The organism is Halobacillus karajensis (genome assembly GCF_900108515.1).
Lineage (GTDB): Bacteria > Bacillota > Bacilli > Bacillales > Halobacillaceae > Halobacillus > Halobacillus karajensis.
In genome coordinates this window covers 96,897-121,889 of the sequence record NZ_FNWW01000004.1, presented here as the reverse complement: position 1 = coordinate 121,889, position 24,993 = coordinate 96,897, and the positions used below count along the sequence as shown (strand labels likewise).

The window sequence follows — 24,993 nt, the reverse complement described above, 5'->3', positions numbered from 1 at the left end:
AATAAAATTGAGCCTTTACACGATGGATAGGCCAAAGCTCTAATATGTCCTCATTTAAATAAGAGAGCGTTCTCATATGTGAATGGACTTTCCGTGACAGACCGGTTGTTTTAATGGGGAGCGGCAGAGATTTACCACCTTTCAACTGTTCCCATCCTCACTTAACAAATAATTCTTTTGGAAACTTTGTGATTGTTTCGGAGCCACTTTCCGTAACCCTCAAGGTTTCTGTTATCGCAACTCCATACCCGTCCAGCCACATTCCCGGCATCATATGAAAAGTCATATTCGGTTCTAAAACCGTTTTTTCTCCAGGTTTAAAATAGGCCGTATTTTCCGTCCATACAGGTGGATAGCTTAATCCTACGGTGTATCCCATCCTCGATTCTTTGTTTAATCCGTATTTATTAATGGTTGTTTGCCATGCCTTTTCTACCTCTTCACAAGTTACTCCAGGCTTTATTGTCGATAACGCTACTTCCAGCCCTTCAATCACGATTTTGGTTGTTTCTGTCACTTGTGCCAGTGGCTTTCCTATAAATACGGTCCTAGTGAAAGGAGCATGATACCGTTTATAACTTCCCGACAATTCCATATAAACTAATTGCCCATCACTATACTTCCCTTCTGTGGTCCAAGAAAAATGGGCACCTGCTGTTCTTTCTCCTGCTGGTGTTATGGGGGCAATCGAAGGGTATTCTCCTCCATAAACTCCTGTTCCCTCAATTAAATCCTTTAAAATCCCAGCCGCTACATGTGATTCTCTGACACCTACACCAATTTTTTCTATTGCATTATACATGCTTTTTTCCGATATTCTTGAAGCGATCTGCATATACTCTATTTCCTTTGGTGACTTTCGTGTCCTCACCCAGTTGACGAGAGATGTCGCATCTATAAATGTAGAATCTGGTATACATCTCTCTAGACTTTTAAGACTGTGTGCTGTAAAAAAGTAAGCACTAAACTCAAGTCCTATACGTTTATTATGCAGTCCCTTCTCCTTTAATAGATCTCCAATAAAATCCATCACATCGAGCACTTTCGGTTCCCATAAAAATTTATCCGGATAGGCTATAATATTTTCATGCGACATCCAAGTTGTAGTTGTGGCACAGAACAAATCTTGAAACCGTACAATACATATGGGTTCCTCTAATTTAGTTGCTATGATCACTCCCTGAGGGGTGTAATAGGACATAGCATCATAACCTGACACGTAGTTCATATTCGAGGGATCAGTAATCAATAAAACTTCCACCCCCTGTTCTTCCATACTTATTTTCACTTTTTTGACTCGTTCTTGATATTCGGATATTGTGAAGGGTAACATCGTGATATTCCTCCTTTTCTATTCTTTTAGGGAGACCACTCATAATAGTCTAAAACAACGCTTCTTCCAAAATGGGCCCCTATTTGCATGCGTTCATAGAACACTCGCTAAAAAAACGAAAATTCGGGATTCTATGGTTTTGCCATTCTATAGTAGAAGGCTATTTAAATTAGATACCAACTTCTTATAGATAAACCGGATGGCTAAGCCACCCGGTAATCGGACAAGATTTCTATTTAGTTGGTCACCGCATCTTCTTCCAATGCGCTCTTAAATTCTTCTATTAATAAAGGAACTACTTCAAATAGATCCCCTACTATCCCATAATCGCATACTTGGAAAATATTCGCCTCTGGATCTTTATTGATAGCTACAATGACTTTAGAACTGGACATGCCAGCCAGGTGCTGGACGGCTCCTGAAATACCACATGCGATATATAAATCTGGTGTCACCACTTTACCAGTCTGACCAATCTGTAACGAGTAATCACAATAGTTCGCATCGCAAGCTCCGCGCGATGCCCCAACAGCTCCACCAAGTAAACCTGCTAATTCTTGTAATGGTTCGAATCCTTTGGCGCTTTTCACACCTCTTCCCCCTGATACAACGACCTTCGCCTCTGCAAGATCCACTTTTCCATTAGATTTGCTCACTACTTCTTTGACAATTGCCCTTAAATCAGTAATAGTAACTGGCAATTTAATGATTTCAGCCGTAACTGGATTTTCAACTGCTTCCATATTGTTTGGTCGAATGGTTGCGATCACCACATCATCATGAACCTTTTTCTTTTGATAAGCTTTCCCGGAATAGATCGGCCGTGTGAAGATAATCCCATCATCGGTTTCGATATTTATACAATCAGAAAATAAGGCTTTATCCAGCCGTGCTGCTATACGAGGCAATATATCTTTTCCAATAGAAGTATGTCCAGTTAAGATTACATCAGGGTTCATTTCTTCGATGACTTCCAATAAAGCTTGTTTGTATCCATCTGGAGTGTAATCATCTAATTCTTCGTTCTCTGCGATGTATATTGTTTGAGCCCCGTATTTGGAAAGTTCTTTACTATGACGCTCGGCATCACTTCCAAATACACAAGCACTAATTTCCCCATCTGCGGCTAAACGACTGGCAACTGTTAACACTTCAAAAGATACGCTTCTCAGCTTCCCGTTTTTAGCTTCTGCAAGCACAAGTACTTTTGTCACTAGATATTCCTCCTTTAAACGACTTTCTCTTCTTCATGTAATAAACGTACTAATTTCTGTACCTGTTGCCTTAAATCGCCTGCAAAAATACGCCCTTTCTTCTTCTTTGGTGGTTGGTAAAGATCCACTACTGTCGACCTAACTTTACTAACAACCTCCTCCAGCCCCAAGTCTTCGATATCTACTTTTTCCAATGGTTTCTTTTTCGCTTTCATAATATTAGGAAGTGACGGATACCGAGGTTCATTTAACCCTTGTTGTGCCGTAACCAGGATAGGCAACATGGACTCTACAATTTCCACATCCCCTTCTGAATCCCGTTCTGCTCTTACATTCTCTCCGTCAATGTCAAGTTTCGTGAGGGTAGAGATATGGGGAATGTCAAGCTCCTCTGCCACACGCGGTCCTACTTGACTAGCCCCATTATCCACTGACATATTCCCGCCCAGGATAATGTCAAATTCATTATCTCTAATCGCGGCAGCGAGTATTTTAGCGATTGAACTTTCATCTAGTTCTCGCTCTTGTTCCACTAAGATTGCTTTATCTGCCCCCATAGCTAAGGCTGTACGAAGCGCACTTTCCGCCTCGGGTTTACCAAACGTGATTGCTGTTACTCCCCCTCCATGCTCTTCTTTTAGCTTAACGGCCTCCTCCACTGCATACTCATCGTATGGGTTAAGAATGAGTTCTACATTTTCGTTATCTATTTTTAAACCTTCTATAGTTACCTGCTCTTCTAAATCCATCGTTTGTTTTAAAATCACCACAATGTTCATCATTCTAATTACTCCTTTTTGTCGTCATATTTAAACCTTACACATGCGCATTTATGGTGGTGGTATACGGGTGCGCAGCTTTCAGTGAGTCATTTTCGTTCAAACGGCTCAGCCGGAAAGGTGAGAGACTAATTCCCTCTTGTGTGCTTTCCCCTTCTAAGACTAGATCTGCTGTTAACTTACCTACTACCGGAGTGATCTTATATCCATGCCCACTAAACCCCGTACATAGGTAAACCCCTTCTACTGGTGTACGACTAATATAAGGTATACCGTCCGGGGTAATTTCATACGCTGCAGAATAACTAGCTAAAAGCTTAGCGTTATCAAGGGTTGGAAACGCATTCGAAAATTTCGTAATTGCTGTTTCTATAGCCTTCTCTGTCGCATGCTTTGGATATCGGCCTTTATCATAATCAGATGGATTTATAAAATGTGGGGAGGCATGATCTGCATTCCCTAATAATAAGTGCCCGCTGCTAACCTCAGGTTTAATATATTGATCCTGAACGAAATCACCAAAAGAAGGAGCCTTTTTTATCTCTGCCCCTGGATCGATGTAAATGAGCTGAGCTCGTTGTCCTTTAATAGGCACCTCAACACCTGCGTTCTTCATTAAATGATGAGCCCCTACCCCAGCAGCAACAATGACAGAAGGTGTAGATATAAAATGATGATCTACGGTTTCTACACCAACAATGGAGCTTCCGTCTTGGCTAGTCATCACTCGATCAACAGCACAGTGTTGTTTAAAGGTAACTCCCAATTGTCTAGCTGCCTCTGCATACGCTTGACTTAAGAGGACAGGATCCCCATATCCGCCTTCAGGTTCAAACGAAAATGCACCAAATAGATCGGTATCTAAGTAAGGGGAAATTTCCTTGACCTCCTCTCGGGAGACCATGTCGGTATAAACACCATTCCTTTTCTGCATCTCCACATTTTTTTGAAGGTTTTCGATATTTTGATGGTCTACACCGAACAAATATCCTACTGGTTGGTAACCAACATCAGCGCCTAGAATTTCTTCAGCATATTTAAAAGTATCCAGACTTTGGACCGCCATCCTTGTAAGGACTTCATAGCTATAATGACCTCGCAAAACACCACTTGATTGACCAGTGGCTCCGGAACCTATAGCATTTTTCTCTAATACCACGATGTTCTTTACGCTTCTTTTGGCTAATTCGAATGCTGTGCAGCATCCCATCAATCCTGCTCCAATAATAACAACGTCGGCTGTCTCCGGTAATTGCTTCATGTACTCCACCCCTCTTTGTTAATGCTTAACGTCATCATATATCGCTAAGGCCGAAATAGTCATTCGCCATTTTGTAGAAAACATTTTTAGAAAAGTCCGACACTTTTAAAGGGAATCCCCTCCCTTTCCAAAAAGAGAAAAATAAAAAAGCAGCTTTTTTGAAAAGCTGCTTTTTTAAGAAAGACTAAGGATCTGGATTGATGATCAGGTTTTCACCTCAACCTCCCCTAACTTCCATAATTTAATGCATAGTTCCAATAAAAATCTATCCTCTGGATCGATAATGGATAAGTTTACTATTCCTTCGATTTTTTTCAATCGATAAATAAGAGAATGACGATGTAAATGTAAGTCTCTAGCGGTTTGACTAATTTTGCCTTGATTTTCATTATAAGTAGTGATGGTATCTATAAAATTCGTATTTTTTTGTAGATCATAGCTTAACAGAGGTTTTATCGTTTGGTTAACAATGTCCCTTATCTCTTCATCTTTTGCCATTTTTACAAGGGCACGTTCAACTCTTGTGTCATCATAATTCGTACGACAAGTCTTCCCGTCTTTTTTTCGGCCTATTTCAAGAGCTAGTTGGGCTTCATTATAACTCGCTACAAACCTTGCATTATTATCATGACATCTTCCGATCCCCCAAGAAATGATTAAGCCAGGTAATAGATTATTTAAACGTCGGCTCAATAACTCAAGAAAATTATGAGCTTGTTCTTTATAATTTTCCATCGAAGCTTCGAGAAATAAAATGATTTCGTCATCATGATTCGTGATCATTGCCCTCTTATTTGACATATTAGTCACGATAAAGATTTCTTCCTGGATCATATGCTCCATACTTCCTTTCCATCGCTCAAAGGAAGTATGGGTTTGATTTCTTTGATAAAGGGTTTCATAATTTTCAACTGAACCAATGACACAGGTGTAGGAGATGTCTAATTTATAACCGAGTGACTTCGCCTGGGCTATTTTTTGGTTGTCATTCATAAACTCCCCTTTTGCTAGCCTCCATACAAAATCTCCCCTAAGTTTGTTTTTGGTTTCTTCGATCGCGTTTTCACGCAGAAACCACAGCGCTAATACTGTAGAGGACTGCTCCAGAATACTGACATTCTTATTGTTCAAGAATACATCTATCTCCTCTTCATTTTTTAAATCGACCATGATATAGCCATTAATGCGGTTAGAAGATTCTATAGGGATTTGTAAAATCATATGATCAAACCATTTAATTCTCTCGATTCTAGCATGTAAGGGGTGGTGTTTATAGGTAAGTGATGCGGTTTGAGGAATATCGTTATTCTTTTTGTAAAGGGTCCATTTTTCTGCAAATTCTTGAGCGTATACACTCTTACCTTTTATCATCCCTGTTTTATCAATGATGATAAGGGGGAATCCCAATTTTTCACTTATATAGTTGGAAACCTTAGATAGGGTGGGAGATTGAAGAATGATATTTAAAAGATGCTGTTGAATGTTCTCCACTATTTCCATCTCTTCATTTTGGTCTTTTTTAATTTCATTCATCACAGAATGGATAACTTCAGCAGAACGAATTTCCCATGGCACTTCAATAATTGGGAATTCCTTCTCTTCTGCAAAAGCAAGGACACTTTGGGGAATATCTACAATATATTTCCCTTTTGCAATGGCCAGGGCTGAAGCTCCGGACTCATAGACGCTTTCGACAAATGTAAGAAATGTATTCATATCCTTCCCTGCACCAGCCCCAATATTTAACACCAATTCGTTTTTACGAATATAATTCTCCACCGGGATATCCATAATGGAGACCCATTCCACTGGTTGTTCATCTAACCTTTGCTTAGCCGTCCTCACGATTGCACCTTTTAATATTTCGAGTTCAACCACGTTTTTTAAAGTAAGCACTTGAACTACCTCCAATATCGATTAGTATGGCAGAGGATGTGAATTTTTTGAAAAATCTAATAGAATAATTTTACACTATAAAACTTTCTTTTATAAATATATATTTTTCACCACTTCTATATGTAGTATTTTTTCAGTTAAAGGCGGCCCTTATCCATGTAGCCCACAGGAAGAGGCTCAAAAATATTGATATTCTTAGTAGGCTCCTCCGTTTGAAATGGATCAATTTTAAACGGAAGTTGTAGAGTCATAGAAAAAACCCGAGAAACATCTCTCGGGTAATAATACAGAAATCCCAGTCATAATAGTATGATTTGGTTTTATTTAATTCACCTTTCTCCATTCCATTTCCACAGGATCGTTTTTATGCTTTACATTCGTCTCCCATGCTCTATCTTCATCCATCATTTTCTTCGCTGCATAAACGGTCAAAAACTGTATAAAAATGATGGGGATCCCCATCAGACCAGAAAGCACGGATAACGGTGCAAGTCCCCCTATTCTCATCAAAGTTAGTCCAATGAAAGTAATAATTCCAGCCACAAAAATCCTTAATATTTTGGAGGGCTCTCGCTTCGCCATATTTTTTGTGCTCAGATAAGATGCCACCGTATACGTTGTTGAATCGAGTGTCGTAGTCAGAAAAACGGTTGCCAAAATAATGAAAACTGTAATCGCTAGAGTAGAGAAAGGCAAAGACGCTAATATTTCAGGGATAACAGCCATTGGACTCTGTTCTCTTACAACATCCATTACAGGGATATCTCCTGTCAGATACCTATTCACCCCTAGACCACCAAGGACGCCTGTCGCAACCCAAGATATTAAAGTAGGGGCCAATAAATAGGTAAGTATCATCTCCTTAATGGTTCTCCCTCGAGAAATTTTTGCAGCAAATACACTATGTAACATAGCCCATGTAGCTGAATATGCAAACCAAAAGACCGTGTTTTTCACTATATACGTGGTTTTTTCCATATTAATGGAATTGGTATAAAGAGACATGTTGAAATAATTCGTTAATAGAAAACCAACACTATCTGTAAAGTAATCAAGGATAAAAATCCCAGGTCCCGCGATTAAGATAAAAATTGTAAATGCACCAGCCATATACATATTAAAGGTGCTTAATCTTTTTATCCCTTTTTCTATTCCTAAATAAGCACTCATCGAAAATAGGAATACCCAGATGATTGTCACGATTAATGTTAAAGTAAATGTGATCTCTATGTTAAGTAATTCAGCTAAATTATGGGTGATAATCGGCGCACCTAAACCTAAGGTCACTGCTGCTCCAGCGAATATACTAATTAAGAAAATCATGTCTAACATTTTTCCACCTAAGCCATCGATAAACTTATCTCCAAAAATACACCGACAGGCTTCCGAAATCCTCAAGAAAGGCTTTTTACGGACATGCATAATATAACCTAATGCCGGGGCTGCCATAACAAAAATAGCAAAGGTTTGGAAACTCCATAAAAACATACTGTAGGAACTCCCCCACATTATGGCTTCCATTGAATTTGCCTCCGCTCCAAAAGGAGGGTTCTGTGCCACATTCGTCCATTCCACCATACCCGTTCGCATAATGGTAGATCCCAGCCCCATGGCGACTAAAATGGAAGCATATTCAAACAGTGTAAATCTTGCCTTTTCCTTCAGATCTCCTAATACGACCTTTCCGTATTTGGAAAATGAAAAATATAATGCTGCGATAGTGATTAAAGTTCCGTACCAAATATACCCCCATGTAAACGCTTTCGTAATTTCGTTAAAAATATGATTTAACATGTCTAAAGATGCATCTTCATATAACGAAAAGGGAATACAAATAGCAAGAACGATCAGTATAGAGGGGATAAAAATCTTTAACTCCACTAAATTTTTTCTATTTCCCCTTTTACTCTTTTTCATCAAAAAACCTCCCATTATATGATTTCATTTACCCCTTATAAGAAGGAACCCTGTAGGTTTTGAAGAGAAAGTCTTATTTTAAATACAGAATGATTGAGAATTATACACCTCCAAATATGAGTGTTTACATCGTAAGTTTCTGAATATTAAAACAATAACACATTTTGAATCTTTCATTCATTCGACATTGTGTATAAAACTTTTTTGTTTTCTTCTTACAATTTACTACCAGCATTACAAGGGCCATCAAATTATTTAATTATTGCCCCCGTTACAGGAAGACTTGGTTTCGAGAATTACCCTCAGCCAATGATTAATTCTAACGCTCCGAGCCCAAACATTAGAGAAGCAACACTGATGTAAACAAATGAGTATATCCTTCTTTTTTCCCTTTGCAGGCATCTGTAAGAGCTCATGAATTATAAGAGATGGAACTAAAAACAGCATTGTGTATAACCATGAAAAGGCAATATCAATAAATAAGCCCACCAAGAACAATAGACCTGCGATTACAAACAAACTAATACTAATGTATTTTGCTACCTTTTGCATTTACACTCCTCCTGTACTTACTCACCATTCATGGAACAGCAGAAATTACCGTCTTTATGAAAAGGCTATTGATTTTAATTTAACTCTTTAACCGTTAAATCTAATAGTAATTCATAATCAAATCTATCGTTTTCCTGTCATTTAGTTAAAGAAGTTTCAGTACACTGTTGAGCAATCGCCCCCCCGTTTATTTAAGACTCGAATTCGAGGTAATATCTTCTATAGTTCCAATATTAAGTATCAAACTAAAGTATTTTTAGTCCTTGCCAACTAACTCCACTACAAGCTTATTCAAGAGGTAAACACCCCTAAACAAACAGCCGGCAGCTATTCCAAATGCAATAATCCCTCCTAATAGTGGGCCAGCCATCATCAATAACCAACCTAGTATTGCACATAAAACTATAGATATGAATAAATACAATCCAACTCGATCCTTTCTGTTTCCTAAAATCTAACTTTTACAAAATATTGTAATGAAATAATATTCAACCTGTTGCGGCAGTATTGCCCCCTTTTCATGAAGACTCAGCTTCGAGATAAAAGTGCTTTCGTCATTAGATTAACTTTTAGATTGTCTCATTTCCGCAAAATTACTTAATAGTAGCTGGGCGCTGATTATTGATAAAAGAAAGATAATACCTGGTTCACCAGTACCCCATACAGAAGTTACAATAAAAAATAAGAGTACTGAAACACTAATTAATAAAACAATATATATTAATGAACTTATTATTTCAGTCATATTGATCCTTTCTGAATGATTTTTCTATCGTTTTAGATTAGTTAGCAGTAGGTAAGCGTTTGAAGTCATCTCCGGCTTCTCCCCTGCTCCACACCTTGGACGTGCTAGTTTTCCCAGCATCCGGCGTTCCATCTAAAGTTATGTACTACATTATAAGTTCCTTTGTTACTCTTCAAGACTGGATGCTTCGATCCCTTCCACCCCACATATCTTTCGGTATTGATTGATTTTGTCTAAGATCAATCGATTCTGTGGTAACTTTTCAAGGTGAAGCTTTATTTTCTCTATATCTTTCATATGGATAAGTCGATGAATATCTTTATGAAGTATACGGAGATTATGAAATTGATCCGAACCTCCTTGGTTCCTGAGCATGTTCAAGAGTTTTTTTCTTAGACGTTTGTATTAGATAATGCCCGAATAGGTTGATATTTTCATTAAATGACCTTGTTACAGTATGAAAACTCAACAAGGCTATGATTTAAGGAATGAAAAATACTTCTTTCATCAAGTCGTCAATATTTGAAAAGTAGTAATAATAAGGGCCCTTTACTACTTTCTTCCTTTTTAATTACCTTATTAATAGTTAGTTTTTCGAGACCATGTTCCATAATGAAATCAATTGTTGCTTGAATGAGATTTAGCTTCGTATACATTATTGCCTCCTTTGTTCATTAACACTTTCAAAATATGATTTTAAATCCACCTTACCATGGGATTCAGCAACAACATCATGGGTCATCATATAAAAGAAGAATAGAAACAAATTATATTGCTTTTTATTGATAATCTTTAACAAGGGTAAGCTGATTTTAACTAACCATTCAGGAACTGTAATAGTTTTTTCCGTTTTGCTGACTACCTTAAAAGCTAATTCAGCCATCTCACGATAAGTGTAAGCATCTGGTCCTCCAACCTCAAGGATTGAGTTTTCTTTAACAAATGCATAAACACAAACATTAGCAAGGTCAGCTCCATGAATGGGATTCATTTTATTTAAACCCTTACCAAACAGAAACACTCTTCCTTTTCGAGCCATGGTTAAAAATTCAGTCATATCAGAGTAGTAGCCTGTAGGATTGATAATAATATGATGTATTGAACTACGCTTTAGTTCATTTACGAATCTTTGCTTTGCTTTAATTAGAGTAGAGAGACATTCCTCAGCTCCATGTACATTAATATACATGAATCTTTGGACATTACTTCGTTCCGCTTCTCTCAATAAATTAAGATTACCTTTAAAGTCTACATCCATGAATGTCAAATTGTCCTTTTGCTTTGTTATGCCTACAGAAGAAAAAACGAAATCAACATCTGTGCATACATCTTTAATCGTTTGTGGCCTAGTAACATCCCCAATAACAATATCATCAACAAAATCATAGATAGAGGGAGAAGAAAAGGCACCCTCTTGATTTAACTTATCTTGGGATCTCACCAATACTTTTACATAATAACCTTTTTGTTTTAGTGCTTTTACAACATATCGTCCTAGGTAACCGGTTGCACCCGCAACTAATACTCGTTCCATTAATTATCTACTCCACTTCATAGACTATTTAGCAAAACGTATGCAAAACGTATATTCAACTGGCCTTTTTCAAGATATACATATGATAGAGTGCGTTGAATTCCAGGTAGTCTGTATAGCGGTCAGTAAGTACTTCCCACTCAACCTCCATCTCATCCAGCGCACGCTTCAAGTATGCCTCTCTTTTTGCCCTTGCATCATAAAAATGGCCAACACCCCACCGTTTTCAACTCTGTAGCAATACGCTTGACGAAGTTCGTTTCGTTCTCGATATCCCTTTTATAAAAATGCAGCATCGAATCCAACAGGACAATATCGTACTCTACGGCTACCGGGTATATATAGACGTCTACTACTTTTCCGATCACGTTCAACTACTCGTCACGAGAGGCTTGATTCATTTGATCGAGCCCGACAGTGAAGAAGCCTATCACCGTGTACCTTAACCTTCCTAAGCTTGCCTTGTCTGCATCAAAGAACAAGGACATGAGTTAACCCATTGAGTTAGATCATCCGGAGCCCATGAAAGTCACAGTTATCAAAAAACAATGTTTCAGCGTATCTGAATCTATTTCTTAGCTCCTAAGTTTCTGTATTTTTTTCACCAGCTGAAACTGAAGCAATTGATATCATTTTTGTCTTGTACAATTGATTGCCCCCTTATTTTACTGCTGAATAGCGCCCTTTAATTAAAGATAACTGCATCTAAATATTTATGCAGTATTTTCGTTTTATTTTAATACCCCTCTTTTTGCTAAATATCTACAATAAAAGAAGAATGCCCAAGTTATTATAAGTAACCCTATATCAAACATAGATATAAAAGGTCCTAGAACTTCCCAACGATTTTTAAAGGCAAAGGTTATAGCTTCTAAAAGTAACATAGAAATAGCTGATATTAGGGCTATCCAAACTACCCAACGAGTGCGAAACAAGAGCAAAATGGAAGCAATTATGCTGCCAAAAATATTAATTGTCCATAAAACTAAAAGTCCTATAGGATAATTTGTAAAATATTTGTGTACTGCCTCTCCATAATTTTTGGAATTATAATAATCAGCATCATGTCCGAGCATCATAAAGTAATCATAAACTCCATAAGAATATATAAAAATAAAAAATAAAGCTATTAACCAGAGATGCAATGGTGTTTTATTACTATTAGACATGTTCGTTTACCCCCAATTGAATATTATTCTTTATTTACTCTACTAAAGAAGTGCATTAATACAACAGTCGATTCCTGAAATCGGCTTTTTTTATGGATAACAATTTCCTAAACGTTGTAAAGCCGCATTTTCCTGACGATCCCCAACTATAAAAAGGTTTCCTGTTATTCCACAAATGGTTCTACAGTTGCTTTTCCTCTAAAGTCAGCGTGCAGTACTTTCCCTGGTTGTGTGACCGGCTGAAGTGCATATAATGTTACATGGGAAGGGATCAAACTTAAAGATTTGCTTGATCATGCGGGGATTAATGATGAGGTAAAGCAAGTAAAACTCTCAAGACGGCGGTTTACACACTCTTTCGAGTGAACAGGCCATGGACAAAAATGTCATGGTCGCGATGCTGATTGACGGCGAACTGATTGAAAACCGGAACAGAGGACCCATACGCCTCATTGTTTTTGACAGGTATGCGTATAAATCAGTTAAATAGTTAAACAATATAGAGTTAATTGATAATGAACATACAGGGTATTGGGAACAAAGAGAATATAGTAAAAATGCTTGGATTAAATCATAATTTTCATTAATTTACCAATTATTTATTTTCTGTTTATCCCTCCTTTACATGTACAAGGTATATATGTAGTGTACCCTATTTGAAAGGAGACTTTCTATATGTTGAAAAAATGGATGTTAGCTCTAGGTTTGACTTCTGTACTTACATTGGCAGCTTGTGGCGACGGTGAAGATGAGGAAGACATGGGGAATGGGGACCAAACAGAAGAACAAGACTCTGGTGAAAACAATGACACGGAAGGCGATTCTGGTTCTGAAGGATCTGACACGGAAAGCGAAGAATAACTCTGCTTGCTATTAGAAATAAAAAAAGTTAAAGTTCAATATTGATAGTAGAAAAATGAACTTCCATATCCTTGGAAGTTCATTTTTAATATTGTCTTATTAAACTAATCCTAGAATTTTTATGACCAACACAATTCTTCGATCTCATAATCTTCCTAGGAACCTACTCTTAAGCTTTTTTGTTATTTTATCTTAATTCTCTCATTCACAAATGAGTGTTATAACTTCTATGATACTTTTTTAAGTAACATAATAACCGAATACTATTATGAATAAATCACAGCCTTAACTTTTATAATAACTACCTGCAACTGTTACTTGTAAAATATCAATAATTTTTTTCTTCATATTTATGTTTGGATTTATCATTAACATTCCATCCATCTCCATTTTTTTAGATTAGCCTCGTATTACTTGAAGACTCAGGTTCGAGATAATCGTCCTATCACTTAATAGCAATTATTTCAAAATTATCCCTTTGCCACATGTATCTCTTACAATAAAAGAAAGGCCTCTCAAAAGTTTATAAACTCTTGAGAGGCCTGTTGATTTTTAGTAATCGATTTTAAAAACCAGTCAGAATCCAGTCAAATTGTTCTCAAACCCTATGTTAAAAGGGTTTTGGGCACTATCACATCATGCCGCCCATACTCTGAGTAACATAAATACTAGAAGATAAGATATAAAAACCCCTCTAAAATCGGTCTTCCAACTTTACGACATTAGTACGAGGATAAATAAGATATTAGTATTGATAAAGAGAATCCAGTCAATATCCGGTCAGAAGTGGCCCCTTACTTTCATTAAAACATAGCCATGATTGGAAACTGGATCCCGTATAACAAGCGAATCTATGACACTACAAGATATGTTAGGGGCTGCCGGCGAATCTAAAAAAGGAGACGTGATAAGTAATGGATCCAGTCATTGGTCTGGATATTGCGAAGGGAAAATGCCAAGTACAAGCCTTTTTTACAGAAAAAAGATCCTTACAAAAAAAGCTATGTGTTCAAGCCTAGGGTTACATGGTTTTTATCGGTCTTGGGTAGAAGTGAAAGAGATCACAGGGCGACCTCCAGTGGTCGTTTTTGAATCTACTGGTCATTACCATGAAGCTAAAAAAAATGAGCTTAAGGAAAGTAAAGACTGATGCCATTGATGCCTTTCGTTTAGGGGAGTTGTATCCTATTTTTCCCCATTCAAAGACCTTAGGAGAGTCACGAAAAATGGGAATGATGATTCAATTGTTTTATCCTCGAATTACTTAGCAATTTAAAGCATACAGAATTTATTGTGGTTAAAAGGCATCTTTTTTTGTATAATCAAAATTTTACAAAAATGTGAAGTAGGTGGTACATTTTATTAAAGTCTTTAAGAGTTTAAAAGGTAGGGTGTACATACTATTACATATCTTAAAACTACGTAGAGCGACAAAAATGAAAGGAGTCATTCGTTTAAAAGATGACCGAAAAAAACTATTCATATTCAACAAAAAAACCAGCGAAAGTATTCTTTATTTCCGCAATCCTGGTTACATTATTTGTCCTATGGGGGGCATTATCACCAGGGTCTCTGAATCGTGCGGCTGAACATGCACTCGGTTGGATGATTACCAACTTTGGGTGGTTTTATATGCTTATTACCGCCTTTTTCGTACTATTTGTCATTTTCCTTTCCATAAGTCCTTATGGAAAACTTCGCTTAGGGAAACCGTCAGATAGACCTGAATATTCCTGGACTTCATGGATTGGCATGCTCTTTGCCGCAGGAATTGGTGTCGGCTTTGTTTTCTGGGGTATTGCAGAACCCGTCCTTTATTATTTAGACACACCAGTTGGATACATACCAGAAACAAGAGAAGCAGCCCTCGCCGGACTCCGCTATGGTTCCTATCATTGGTCCTTACACCCATGGGCAATTTTTTCCATTGTCGGTTTGACGCTTGCTTATGTTCAGTTTAGAAAAGATCGGCCAGCTTTAATTAGTTCTGCTTTTTATCCACTATTAGGTGACAAGATTAATGGTTGGGCAGGGCGAACGATTGATATCTTAGCCGTACTAGCTACATGTACGGGAGTTGCAACTACTTTTGGACTTAGTGCTATGCAGATTACGGGGGGCCTTTCTCACATTTTCCCGATTCCTAATAATGCTTTGACTCAAATTGTTATTATTATCATCGTAACCTTTTTGTTTATGTTCTCTGCTGCCAAAGGTCTAAACAAGGGAATAAAAGTTCTAAGTAATATTAATTTGGTAATCGCTGGGCTCTTCCTTATATTTGTAATTATCGTAGGTCCAACACTGTTCATTGCTGAAAGTTTCGTCACAACACTTGGCGGATATATTTCTAATGTTGTTCCGATGAGCCTAACATTGACACCTTTTTCAGAAAGCGAATGGCTCGGTACAAACACCATCTTTTTCTGGGCTTGGCATATTTCCTGGGCTCCTTTTATGGGGCTATTTATTGCCCGAATCTCACGCGGACGAACGATTCGTGAATTTATGGCAGGCGTGCTGATTGTACCATCGCTATTAGCCATTATTTGGTTTACCACGTTTGGAGGAACAGCCTTAAACCTAGAAATGAACGGGAATAGCGGAATTGCAGGTCTAGTAACGGATAACGTCGAACTTGCTCTATTTGCCACTCTAGAGCAGCTGCCATTAAGTGGGGTTACCAGTATCCTAGCCATGCTTCTAATTCTCATCTTCTTCATCACATCTGCGGATTCAGCTTCCTATGTACTAGGTGCAATGACATCTCGTGGTAGCCTTAACCCGCTAATGTCGGTTAAATTAATTTGGGGGTTTCTCATTGCGGGATCCGCAAGCGTCCTTCTATTAAGCGGTGGAGGCGGATTAGGAGCCCTGCAAACGGCTTCGATTATTGCTGCCTTACCATTTTCATTCATTATGATACTCATGATCGTCTCCATGTTAAGGATGTTTAGAAAAAATTGGAAAATGGATCGCAAGAATAAACGAATAGAAAGACTTAACTTCGCTAAAGAGGAATTTCGTGAAGAGCTTTTCGATGATGTGAAAGAAGAAATATATGAAGAAATCAAGGAAGATATGTACGAAGAGATAAAAGAAGAAATTATCGAAGAACTCGATCAAGAGAAGAACCAAATGGTAAGAAATAAATGACTGAAGGGTATCTTTAAAGCAACTGCTTTGGAGGCATCCAACGATTTCAAACATGATCACAGCCGTCACAGAAGAAGTGAAAGCCTTTCGCCAGCGTTTACTATCCACGTTATATATGCGTTTATTTAGACGCGGCTTTTATTCTTGTAAAGCGAGTCCAAAGAAGCCGTTTATATTGACGTGGGGATTCGAGAGGAGGGCTCTAAAGAAGTCCTTGCCTATACCGTCGCTCCAACAGAATCCGCCTATGTGTGGAAAGAATTAATCGAAGATATTCAAGCTCGTGGTTTGAGGAAGTACTCCTCTTTATTTCTGATGAACTTAAGGGAATGAAAGACAGTATTCACTCGGTCAGTGTACACCCAATTACTAGTTTCTTTAAACTTTGGGTTGTGATTAACTTATGGTCGCACTTATGGATGCCCACAATTCTCATGAAGGTGAACCCTCCCATGTCTCACAGAGTCAATGCTCTAAAATTCCTTTGTAGAACCTTACCATGAGTTGGATGTTAGTAATGTTGCCCTGCAGGATCACTGTCCGTAGGATTGTTGGTTTAACTGACTGAGGAGAATAAGGATGAGTCTCTCTCAACTTATTTATTGCCGGTACATTGATTCTTATTGCCTAAAAAGACGATGCAGCTAACTACTGCATCGTCTCTTATGATTTTGTCTTTATTCTGCTTTTAATATCTTTGCATTTATGGCCACTACAACAGTACTCAAACTCATTAAAATGGCTCCAACAGCAGGACTAAGAACAACTCCATTAGGAGCCAACACCCCTGCGGCTAGAGGAATGGCAAAAATGTTATAACCTGTTGCCCACCATAGGTTTTGAACCATTTTCCTATACGTGTTTCGTGATAGAGTTACAATCGATACGATATCCTTAGGATTGCTTTTAACAAGGACAATATCAGCTGTTTCCACGGCAACATCTGTACCACTTCCAATAGCTATTCCAACGTCGGCCGTAGCCAGGGCTGGTGCGTCATTAATTCCATCACCAATCATGGCCACTTTTCTTCCTTTAGCTTGTACTTCTTTTACTTTGTCTGCTTTATGGTTAGGTAACACTTCCGCATAGACTTCTTCCATCTCTAATTGATCGGCTACCCATTTGGCGACTTTTTCATTATCCCCCGTAAGCATAACGGAATGGATGTTCTTAGATTTTAATTCAGCGATTGCTTCTTTAGCTGAGTCACGAACCATGTCAGCAAGAGCCACCATTCCTAACAACTCATCATCATGGAGAACGAATACCACTGTTTTCCCTTCTTCTGATAATCTACTAAAGGATTCTGTATCATAGAAGTAATTCTTGTCTTTCATATACCCAGGACTCATGACTTTAACTTCTCTTCCATCTATTATTCCTTTTAGCCCTTTTCCGGTAATGGGCTCAAAATCTTCAACTTTACCTAGCGAGATTTCTTTGTCTTGTGCTTTTTCCAAAATGCCTCGAGCCAGTGGATGCTCCGAATTTTGCTCCACACTTGCCGCCCAATACAGGACCTCGTTTTCTTCGTTCCCTTCTGTTGGAATCACATTCGTGACGCCGAACTCACCCTTTGTCAATGTACCTGTTTTATCGAAAATAACGGCATCGATGTTACGGGCATTCTCAAACTGGGTTCTGTTTCTGATTAATAACCCCTGTTTTGCTGAAAGGGAAGTAGAAACAGCGACAACAAGCGGGGCGGCTAATCCTAAGGCATGTGGACATGTAATAACCATGACCGTTACCATGCGCTCCAAGGCAACATCAAAAGCAAAACCTAAGGCCACCCATACAATAAAGGTTGTAATTCCTGCCCCAAGGGCCAGATAAAACAGCCATTTGGCTGCCCGGTTAGCAAAGCCTTGAGCTCGTGATTTTGAGTTCTGGGCTTCTTCTACCAATGTAATTACTTTGGAAAGATACGTGTCATCACCCGTATTTTTCACTTGAATCGTAAGGCTTCCTTCTTTGTTGATGGAACCTCCGATCACTTCATCCTCTTCCGTTTTTTCTACAGGGATCGATTCACCGGTCAGCATGGATTCATCAACAGCTGATTTTCCTTCTGTAATCAACCCATCCACCGGGATCTTTTCCCCTGGTTTGACGATGACAAGATCATCTGTGTCCAATTCACTGAGAGGAACATCTTCTGTTTCTCCATTATCTTTTAATCGATGCGCTTCATGCGGCATAAGTTTCACGAGTTCTTGTAAAGCATTTGATGCTCCCATGACTGACTTCATCTCAATCCAATGACCGAGGAGCATAATATCGATGAGGGTTGCGAGTTCCCAGAAGAAGTTCTTGCCTGTCCACCCAAATACGACAAGGGAACTGTACCCATATGCAACGACAATAGCTAGGCCTATAAGGGTCATCATTCCCGGATTTCTTTGTTTCAGCTCGTCTACGGAGCCTGTCAGAAACGGCCATCCCCCATATAAAAAGACGAAGGTTGCTAACCCGAATAATACATATTGATCAAAGGGAAAGGAAAATTCCAGACCTATAAAATCCTGGATCATTGATGACAACAGCAAAATAGGGATGGTTACAAATAAAGAAATATAAAACCTTCGCTTAAACTCTTCTACCATAGCTCCGTGGTCATGTCCTTCATGGCCATGATGCCCGTGACCATCATGATTATGATGGTCATGCCCTTCATGATCAGGTTCATGATGGCTGTCACGCCCATGGTTCTCATGGTTATGATCTTCATCGTTCTTTCGAGTGGTTTGAGGGGTATGAGGATGATGCGTCATTAGTTTCCTCCTTTTTATATAGATATGTTTACTCGTTAGACGTTTACCGCGCAGGGGTATCATAAAACGTATTTGGTAAAATTAAAAATAGACCAGTTTTTAGACTGGTCTGTAAGTATCTTTCCATAATTCTAGTGAAAAATTCTTAAGCAATACTCTTGCATGCATCAGCACACCGGAAGCAAGCGTCAGCGCATTTTTGCCAATGGTCGTGGTCGTGCTTATTGCATTCGTTTCCACATGCTTGGCAGATTTGAGCACAAACTTTGGCCAGCTCTTTAGAAAAAGGAGTTCCGCGTCCTAAAGTTTGTTCAAGATATCTGCAGATGTCTGCACATTCCCTACCCAATCGTATACACTCTACCATCTCTTTCACATTATCCTCCTGCAGGCAGGCATCATAGCAGTGGTTACAAGCTTCCATACACTCCTGTAAAGACTGAATGACTGATTGATACTGTTCGTGTGATATAAAAGAAATTTCCTCCTTTAAATTTTGATATATAGATGTTTAACCCAGTACCAGTATCACTTAAACAAGTTTTAGCTCTTTATCTATATAATTTTTTAAATAACTACCACTGTTGAATGAAATGTAGTTTCTTACTGGTTAAGTGAAAATATTCCTCACAAAAGTCTTTAATATCAATAATGTTACCGTATTTATCATCTAAAAATATAAAAGCTTTGATCCATTTTCTCGAAATCAAGTCTTCAAAAATACTGCCCTATACTTGAAGACTCAATTTCGAGATAATCGTCCTATCACTTAATAAAAATTGTTCCAGGAGAGATTGGCAAGGGGACTTTTTTATGTAGCTATAAATAAAATGACTGCTACTTAAAAGAAAGCCTCTCAAGAGTTTATAAACTCTTGAGAGGCTTGTAAATTTAGTAACCGATTTTAAAAACCAGTCATAATCCAGTCAAATTGTTCCCAAACCCTATGTTAAAAGGGTTTTGGGCACTATCACCTCATGCCGCCCATACGCTAAATAAATACTCTACGATAAGAGTAAAAAAACCTTATTTAATCGGTATTCCAACTTTACGGTATTAGGTTAATATCAAATAAGTTCTTTTATATTAATTAACGTAGAAGTTGAAGAACTCCCTGTGGTTGCTGGTTTGCTTTCGCGAGCATCACTTGAGAAGCTTGAGACAAGATAGATGACTTCGTTTGATTTCATCATTTCTTCAGACATATCTACGTCACGGATACGTGATTCTGCAGCAGTTAGGTTTTCAGAAGATGTTCCAAGGTTATTGATAGTGTGATCCAAACGATTTTGGACTGCCCCCAATTTAGAACGTTCTGCTGAAACTGACTGAATTGCATTATCTGAAGTGGTAATGAACGCATCAGTTGAAGCTTGGGAAGAAATATCGATTCCCTTAGTAACAGTTTCATCATCAATCATAGCAGCTCCTGCACCATATTCAGAGGTACCTTCTTTAACTACAAAGCCGTCATCACTTCCATTATTTTCTACATCCGAAAGATTATAATAGTTATCATTCACATTTACTGCTACAGCGTCTCCAGCTTCATTACTTAATACATTAGCTCCAGTTAAAGTGGCTCCATATGAGTCAAATCTTCAGTCGCACCTGTTAGTGTTTCGGTTGCATTTAAAGCTTGTGCTCCCATATCATTTATAGATATGTCAATACTTTGCCCCTCATTAATCCAATTTGAAAACTTGCATTGACATCTCCATCCAATAGTGTCTGAGTGTTAAATTCTGTATTTTCATTCGTTTGAAGACTGAACAGAAAGTTCACGCATGCGCTGCAAGATATCATGAGTTTCATTTAATGCACCTTCTGCAGTTTGAATTAAAGAAATTCCATCTTGAGCATTACGAGAAGCTTGATCTAACCCACGAATTTGACCACGCATTTTTTCAGAAATGGCAAGCCCACCTGCATCATCAGAAGCATTGTTGATACGGTATATGCCCATATCAGTAACAAAATTGAACAAGGCCCAATGGATAAATTCGAGAACTATACTAAAGCGTTCCTCGATTAATTTTTTATGCTCTTTTTGGTCCAATTTTGGTCGTTCTATATATTTAAACACAAAACAAGAGGTTGACCAAAATATAAAAAACCCTCAAAGCCAAGAGCCTTAAGGGTTTTATTAAATTAATAAGTTTGAAGATATTGCTCACGTTCCCAAGGGTGTACTTGCGTGCGGAATATGGACTAGGGTGATTTTTCTTTTCGTAAGATGGAAATCACCCCGTTAAATCAGTTGAAAGAGACTTTGGTTTTTCATTGCGTTTCACCCATTTTCAAATCTATGTGGGTAAAGTGTGGGTGTTTTTGTGGGTGCATATGAACCCACATTCGCTTGCACTTTTAATGTATATTAATTAGGAAGGGGATCGGAAATATGAGCCTAAAATCAAAGATATATAAGATGCTACGGATCTGGAACGATATCGATTCAGCACGAAAGGGTAGTATAGGAAAGAGGGTTGGAAGACGGGCTGCTGGTAAGGTAACAGGTAAAGCCCTGAGGAAATTGTTCAAATAAAGAAATAAGCAGCCTATCCACGTGGACGGGCTGCTCTTACATTAGTTTTTGACATCTATATGTACAGCATCTATGGAGATAGTTGAATCTGTTTCGTCTACCCCTGCTAGGACGCCATAGGCGGAAACCTCGTCTCCAGTATTTACTTCAACTTCAGAAGTGTTAGTAATAGTATAATCCGTATCACCGTTTTCAACTATAAAAATGAAATTATCTTCGATTTCCTCTGTAACCTCTCCGCTTATAGATACTTTTGAATCTGGCGAGATTTCTACGAAGTCCTCGCGGGCATAGTCACCTTTGATCGTTTCCCCTTTTGCAGATTCCGAAGGACTCATGCCGAACCCTATAATGAATAATACCAAACCTAAAATGACTCCAGATGTAGGGATGACGTTATTTTTCTTAATGATTAAAAAAGTAATGGATAGTACTCCACAAACTGCAACGATTAAGAAACTCAAAAGCATTAATACCCAATGCATAAATAATTCCCCCTCCTAAATGTATGTATTCTTACCTACGGACAAGTATATCTGAAGTTCCAAATTTATGTAAGGAGTAAAGCCCTCATAATGAGAGCTCTAAACCGCTTCTCCTACACCTGCTAATACATTGATAAACAATGGTGACATTTGGACAAGAACATAACCAAGACTAGCCTTCATCAACCACCCATATCCTTTCTCGCTCATTCCGATCATTATCATTAGAGCGCTGCCAGTAACCATTACTGAAGCGATAGGTAGTGAGATGGCTACCATTAATTCAATCAAAGGATCGAATGAATTCGCTATACCTTGCCTGATCGAGTCTCCTACCACATTAACTGGAACAGCTTCCACTTCACCTGTCGAGGCGAATGCTTTAGAAGCTCCCAAGGGTAATGCTGCTGCAGGAATGGTTATCCCATATTTGCCCATCTTCCTTGTTTTCTTGGTTCTCTTTTGCTTATAATCCCCACTCATGAAATCGCCAAATTTAATTACCTCTGTTTTCGTCATGATGCCACCCCTTTACTTGATTTCACCTATTGAGTAGACATAGCCCAGCATTCCATTCATATAGCTCTCCAATTTTGGTTTACGACCTTCAATTTCCGTAACCCATAACAAATAAAATGGTTCGCCCGTCATGAGTTGAATTTGACGATACTTTTCAATTTTTCTTTTGTTCACTGCCATGGCCTGACTAACATCAACTTCGACGAATACAGGAACGCCCTTCTTTTCGAATTGTGCATCACAGATAATTGAGTGTTCTGCCCCTTCCACCTTCACTTCATTCTGCCAGCTCTTCGGCCTTTTCAAATAAATCCAGAGTTGATTCCTCAAAAGATAGTGTTGAACTTGTGGCGTCTTCTTCCTGATCACCTCACACCCTACTTGGTCTCGCCCTTCTTTGTTAAGGTAATAAACCGTTTCTAATCCATACCGATAAGAGGACAAATACTTGCTCATGGATTTTAAAACTCGGTTGGCATTACGGATACTCTTCAAGTCATGGATCTGTTGCAGCTGAGAGCGAGTCAGATAATCACACTTTTTCAAACTTAAGAGAATGCTTTCGACTCGTTTTTTCCTGATGGCTGTATTCTGCATAAGCCTCATCCTTTCGAGGTTTAATCCTGATGTGCGGCTTAACCCTTTGTTTCACTTGCCCAGCGCTCATATAAGGAGTTTGGACAGTATGACAACGAACGTTCTTGTAAATAGCTCGCCCTGGAATCATCGGCAAGTCTTCGGCGCCTGCCTGGTCTAATACATTGCTTGAGGCTGTTCCGCTATCTAAAACGAATGAAAGCCGTGTCGGAATGTTCCTTTTTACATCAATCGGTATCGACCTTGATGTTGGGTATTGGGTGGAGTACACGGGATAAAAGCCCGCCGCCCTTCCTTTTCTTGCAATCCCGGTCAATAACTTGATGCATTCAGCATCCTCGGCAATATCTGCCCCCTCGTCGATAATTATGAAGTGGCGATCCTTGATCCCCGCTTCTTTTACATTGGAGTAACCATCCTTTATAAACCGGCGATACATAGCTGACATATCTTTTTCCACTTCCTCCAGTACCTCTTTTACTTTCTTTGGATCTGTTTCAAAGCGCTTCACTTGTTTCAAGTTCTCAAATTTCTTGAACTCCGCCCCTTCTTTTAAATCAATAAGTGTAAACGTCACATCATCCGGCTGCATCATCACTAAAGCGGAGATAATCATATTTAAAAACTGCGACTTCCCGTAACCTGGTGTACCAGCCACAATTAAAGAATACAACTTGTCGAAATCATGCCAGATCATCCCCTCCCGGTTACAACCTACAGGCACAGACCATCCTTTCTTTTTAAGGAAATCATCTTTCCAATCGATTTGGTTTGCAAGTGGTTGATTATAGACACGGATCCTGAGCATTCCGTCAAAATCCAAAGCAATTTCTTTACGTGCGATTTTTTTGTTTTTTACAATGTCTCGAATCTGCTTCAAAGCTGTACGGTCCCATTTGATTTTTAATAATTCCCTCGGATCAAAGTCGATGTATTTGGAGCGAATATTGAGACCATCTTCAAGTACATGTTTTTTCTCAATGATATCCTTGGACGACATCCCTAATGGCAACTGAAGGACATATTCTGTACCTCCTTCAATTTTTCTTTTCCGATGAATACAAACCTTTTTTGTTTTTCCTTTTTCATTAATCGTCCATCCCGAATTAGAAAAAATTCGTTGGATCTTCTCCCCATCGTTGGTTGTCGGTCCGTTTGTTTTCAAGTAAGAATATCCAGCCACACCTGCCATGATGATTGTTGAACTGATTTCTACAAACATCACACCACCTCCTTTAGGTATTTATGGAATAAATAGTTGCAATGGTAAGGAATGTTCCTGACCTCTCGAAAACATTGGTATGAAGGGATTTGGAATATTCTTGATTTGTTTCTAACGTGGTATTTAATAAAGCATATTCCTGAGGAAGCTCGTCCTATTCATAAATCAATAAAAAAATATCGATATATTAAGAAGGGAATTCAGAAGTATCAAAAGAATATTCCTATTATGAGAATAGAAACAAAGATTGGAAAAGCTGTGGAAAGGTCTGGTTTGAGGAAAAATTTCATTGCTAAAAAGATGAACGTGCAACCTAATACTTTGACAAGGTGGTGTAATGGAGGGAGGATTTACTTAGACGATGCAGTCCATTTATCAAAAATTTTAGGGTGCAAATTAACAGACTTATACGAAGAGAAATAAAAAGGCCC

The 24,993-nt window shown here is 38.5% G+C and carries 18 protein-coding genes and 4 pseudogenes; 6 read left to right on the top strand and 16 right to left on the bottom strand.

What is annotated here, in order from left to right; genetic code table 11:
• Positions 1–157: 157 nt before the first annotated feature.
• The 9 genes from BLW54_RS09775 to BLW54_RS09730 form a co-directional block, all read right to left on the bottom strand.
• The gene (locus tag BLW54_RS09775) at positions 158–1,333 is read right to left on the bottom strand and encodes a M24 family metallopeptidase (RefSeq protein ID WP_035505149.1); all 1,176 of its coding nucleotides are present in this window, start codon (positions 1,331–1,333) and stop codon (positions 158–160) included.
• Between the two features lie 236 nt (positions 1,334–1,569).
• Positions 1,570–2,547 (bottom strand): electron transfer flavoprotein subunit alpha/FixB family protein, encoded by a 978-nt coding sequence (locus BLW54_RS09770; protein WP_035505154.1) that lies wholly within the window; start codon positions 2,545–2,547, stop codon positions 1,570–1,572.
• A gap of 14 nt (positions 2,548–2,561) precedes the next feature.
• On the bottom strand, positions 2,562–3,326 hold the full coding sequence (locus BLW54_RS09765) for an electron transfer flavoprotein subunit beta/FixA family protein (protein ID WP_035507485.1): 765 nt from the start codon (positions 3,324–3,326) through the stop codon (positions 2,562–2,564).
• Positions 3,327–3,363: 37 nt separating this feature from the next.
• The gene (locus BLW54_RS09760) at positions 3,364–4,587 is read right to left on the bottom strand and encodes an NAD(P)/FAD-dependent oxidoreductase (RefSeq protein ID WP_035505155.1); all 1,224 of its coding nucleotides are present in this window, start codon (positions 4,585–4,587) and stop codon (positions 3,364–3,366) included.
• A 204-nt stretch (positions 4,588–4,791) separates the two neighbouring features.
• Positions 4,792–6,483, bottom strand: coding sequence for a PucR family transcriptional regulator (locus tag BLW54_RS09755; RefSeq protein ID WP_035505157.1), 1,692 nt, complete (start codon positions 6,481–6,483; stop codon positions 4,792–4,794).
• 324 nt (positions 6,484–6,807) lie between these two features.
• A complete protein-coding gene (locus BLW54_RS09750) occupies positions 6,808–8,400 on the bottom strand; it encodes a BCCT family transporter (protein ID WP_074734358.1) in 1,593 nt (530 codons plus the stop codon).
• A gap of 1,952 nt (positions 8,401–10,352) precedes the next feature.
• The gene (locus BLW54_RS09735) at positions 10,353–11,231 is read right to left on the bottom strand and encodes an SDR family oxidoreductase (protein WP_035505173.1); all 879 of its coding nucleotides are present in this window, start codon (positions 11,229–11,231) and stop codon (positions 10,353–10,355) included.
• A gap of 197 nt (positions 11,232–11,428) precedes the next feature.
• Complete coding sequence (locus tag BLW54_RS20715; protein ID WP_155996959.1) at positions 11,429–11,599, bottom strand: hypothetical protein; 171 nt, start codon at positions 11,597–11,599, stop codon at positions 11,429–11,431.
• Positions 11,600–11,962: 363 nt separating this feature from the next.
• The gene (locus tag BLW54_RS09730) at positions 11,963–12,400 is read right to left on the bottom strand and encodes a hypothetical protein (RefSeq protein WP_035505175.1); all 438 of its coding nucleotides are present in this window, start codon (positions 12,398–12,400) and stop codon (positions 11,963–11,965) included.
• A gap of 367 nt (positions 12,401–12,767) precedes the next feature.
• Here BLW54_RS09730 and BLW54_RS21295 point away from each other — a divergent pair.
• The 5 genes and pseudogenes from BLW54_RS21295 to BLW54_RS20425 all read left to right on the top strand — a co-directional run.
• Positions 12,768–12,890 (top strand): annotated as a pseudogene (locus BLW54_RS21295) (molybdopterin-dependent oxidoreductase); the annotation flags it as partial.
• Positions 12,891–13,075: 185 nt separating this feature from the next.
• Positions 13,076–13,261: a hypothetical protein gene (locus BLW54_RS09720; protein WP_035505177.1), complete on the top strand. Its 186-nt coding sequence runs from the start codon at positions 13,076–13,078 to the stop codon at positions 13,259–13,261.
• Positions 13,262–14,175: 914 nt separating this feature from the next.
• Positions 14,176–14,445, top strand: a pseudogene (locus BLW54_RS20860) (IS110 family transposase); the annotation flags it as partial.
• A 277-nt stretch (positions 14,446–14,722) separates the two neighbouring features.
• Complete coding sequence (locus BLW54_RS09710) at positions 14,723–16,417, top strand: BCCT family transporter (protein WP_074734354.1); 1,695 nt, start codon at positions 14,723–14,725, stop codon at positions 16,415–16,417.
• Positions 16,418–16,457: 40 nt separating this feature from the next.
• Positions 16,458–16,770: pseudogene (locus tag BLW54_RS20425) on the top strand (transposase); the annotation flags it as partial.
• A 324-nt stretch (positions 16,771–17,094) separates the two neighbouring features.
• Here the strand turns inward: BLW54_RS20425 and BLW54_RS09700 are convergent.
• From BLW54_RS09700 to BLW54_RS09665, 7 genes and pseudogenes are all read right to left on the bottom strand, one after another.
• Complete coding sequence (locus BLW54_RS09700) at positions 17,095–19,194, bottom strand: heavy metal translocating P-type ATPase (protein WP_074734352.1); 2,100 nt, start codon at positions 19,192–19,194, stop codon at positions 17,095–17,097.
• Between the two features lie 145 nt (positions 19,195–19,339).
• Positions 19,340–19,666, bottom strand: coding sequence for a four-helix bundle copper-binding protein (locus BLW54_RS09695; RefSeq protein ID WP_074734350.1), 327 nt, complete (start codon positions 19,664–19,666; stop codon positions 19,340–19,342).
• Between the two features lie 618 nt (positions 19,667–20,284).
• A pseudogene (locus BLW54_RS21385) lies at positions 20,285–21,160 on the bottom strand (flagellin).
• A 620-nt stretch (positions 21,161–21,780) separates the two neighbouring features.
• A complete protein-coding gene (locus BLW54_RS09680; RefSeq protein WP_074734348.1) occupies positions 21,781–22,224 on the bottom strand; it encodes a hypothetical protein in 444 nt (147 codons plus the stop codon).
• A gap of 99 nt (positions 22,225–22,323) precedes the next feature.
• Positions 22,324–22,743 (bottom strand): hypothetical protein, encoded by a 420-nt coding sequence (locus BLW54_RS09675; protein ID WP_074734346.1) that lies wholly within the window; start codon positions 22,741–22,743, stop codon positions 22,324–22,326.
• 12 nt (positions 22,744–22,755) lie between these two features.
• Positions 22,756–23,340: a replication-relaxation family protein gene (locus tag BLW54_RS09670; protein WP_074734344.1), complete on the bottom strand. Its 585-nt coding sequence runs from the start codon at positions 23,338–23,340 to the stop codon at positions 22,756–22,758.
• Positions 23,276–24,562: an FtsK/SpoIIIE domain-containing protein gene (locus tag BLW54_RS09665; RefSeq protein ID WP_074734342.1), complete on the bottom strand. Its 1,287-nt coding sequence runs from the start codon at positions 24,560–24,562 to the stop codon at positions 23,276–23,278. The genes BLW54_RS09670 and BLW54_RS09665 overlap by 65 nt, the downstream gene beginning before the upstream one ends.
• Positions 24,563–24,613: 51 nt before the next feature.
• Here BLW54_RS09665 and BLW54_RS21290 point away from each other — a divergent pair, with 51 nt between their 5' ends.
• On the top strand, positions 24,614–24,985 hold the full coding sequence (locus BLW54_RS21290) for a helix-turn-helix domain-containing protein (RefSeq protein ID WP_074734340.1): 372 nt from the start codon (positions 24,614–24,616) through the stop codon (positions 24,983–24,985).
• Positions 24,986–24,993 lie beyond the last annotated feature (8 nt).

Excerpts from the sequence above, each read along its gene's own strand:
- BLW54_RS09665 (WP_074734342.1), bottom strand. The coding sequence starts at position 24,562 with ATGTTTGTAGAAATCAGTTCAACAATCATCATGGCAGGTGTGGCTGGA.
- BLW54_RS21290 (WP_074734340.1), top strand. The coding sequence starts at position 24,614 with ATGTTCCTGACCTCTCGAAAACATTGGTATGAAGGGATTTGGAATATT.
- BLW54_RS09735 (WP_035505173.1), bottom strand. The coding sequence starts at position 11,231 with ATGGAACGAGTATTAGTTGCGGGTGCAACCGGTTACCTAGGACGATAT.
- BLW54_RS09750 (WP_074734358.1), bottom strand. The coding sequence starts at position 8,400 with ATGAAAAAGAGTAAAAGGGGAAATAGAAAAAATTTAGTGGAGTTAAAG.
- BLW54_RS09710 (WP_074734354.1), top strand. The coding sequence starts at position 14,723 with ATGACCGAAAAAAACTATTCATATTCAACAAAAAAACCAGCGAAAGTA.
- BLW54_RS09765 (WP_035507485.1), bottom strand. The coding sequence starts at position 3,326 with ATGAACATTGTGGTGATTTTAAAACAAACGATGGATTTAGAAGAGCAG.
- BLW54_RS09680 (WP_074734348.1), bottom strand. The coding sequence starts at position 22,224 with ATGCATTGGGTATTAATGCTTTTGAGTTTCTTAATCGTTGCAGTTTGT.
- BLW54_RS09730 (WP_035505175.1), bottom strand. The coding sequence starts at position 12,400 with ATGTCTAATAGTAATAAAACACCATTGCATCTCTGGTTAATAGCTTTA.
- BLW54_RS09675 (WP_074734346.1), bottom strand. The coding sequence starts at position 22,743 with ATGACGAAAACAGAGGTAATTAAATTTGGCGATTTCATGAGTGGGGAT.
- BLW54_RS09670 (WP_074734344.1), bottom strand. The coding sequence starts at position 23,340 with ATGCAGAATACAGCCATCAGGAAAAAACGAGTCGAAAGCATTCTCTTA.
- BLW54_RS09700 (WP_074734352.1), bottom strand. The coding sequence starts at position 19,194 with ATGACGCATCATCCTCATACCCCTCAAACCACTCGAAAGAACGATGAA.
- BLW54_RS09720 (WP_035505177.1), top strand. The coding sequence starts at position 13,076 with ATGTTGAAAAAATGGATGTTAGCTCTAGGTTTGACTTCTGTACTTACA.
- BLW54_RS09760 (WP_035505155.1), bottom strand. The coding sequence starts at position 4,587 with ATGAAGCAATTACCGGAGACAGCCGACGTTGTTATTATTGGAGCAGGA.
- BLW54_RS09775 (WP_035505149.1), bottom strand. The coding sequence starts at position 1,333 with ATGTTACCCTTCACAATATCCGAATATCAAGAACGAGTCAAAAAAGTG.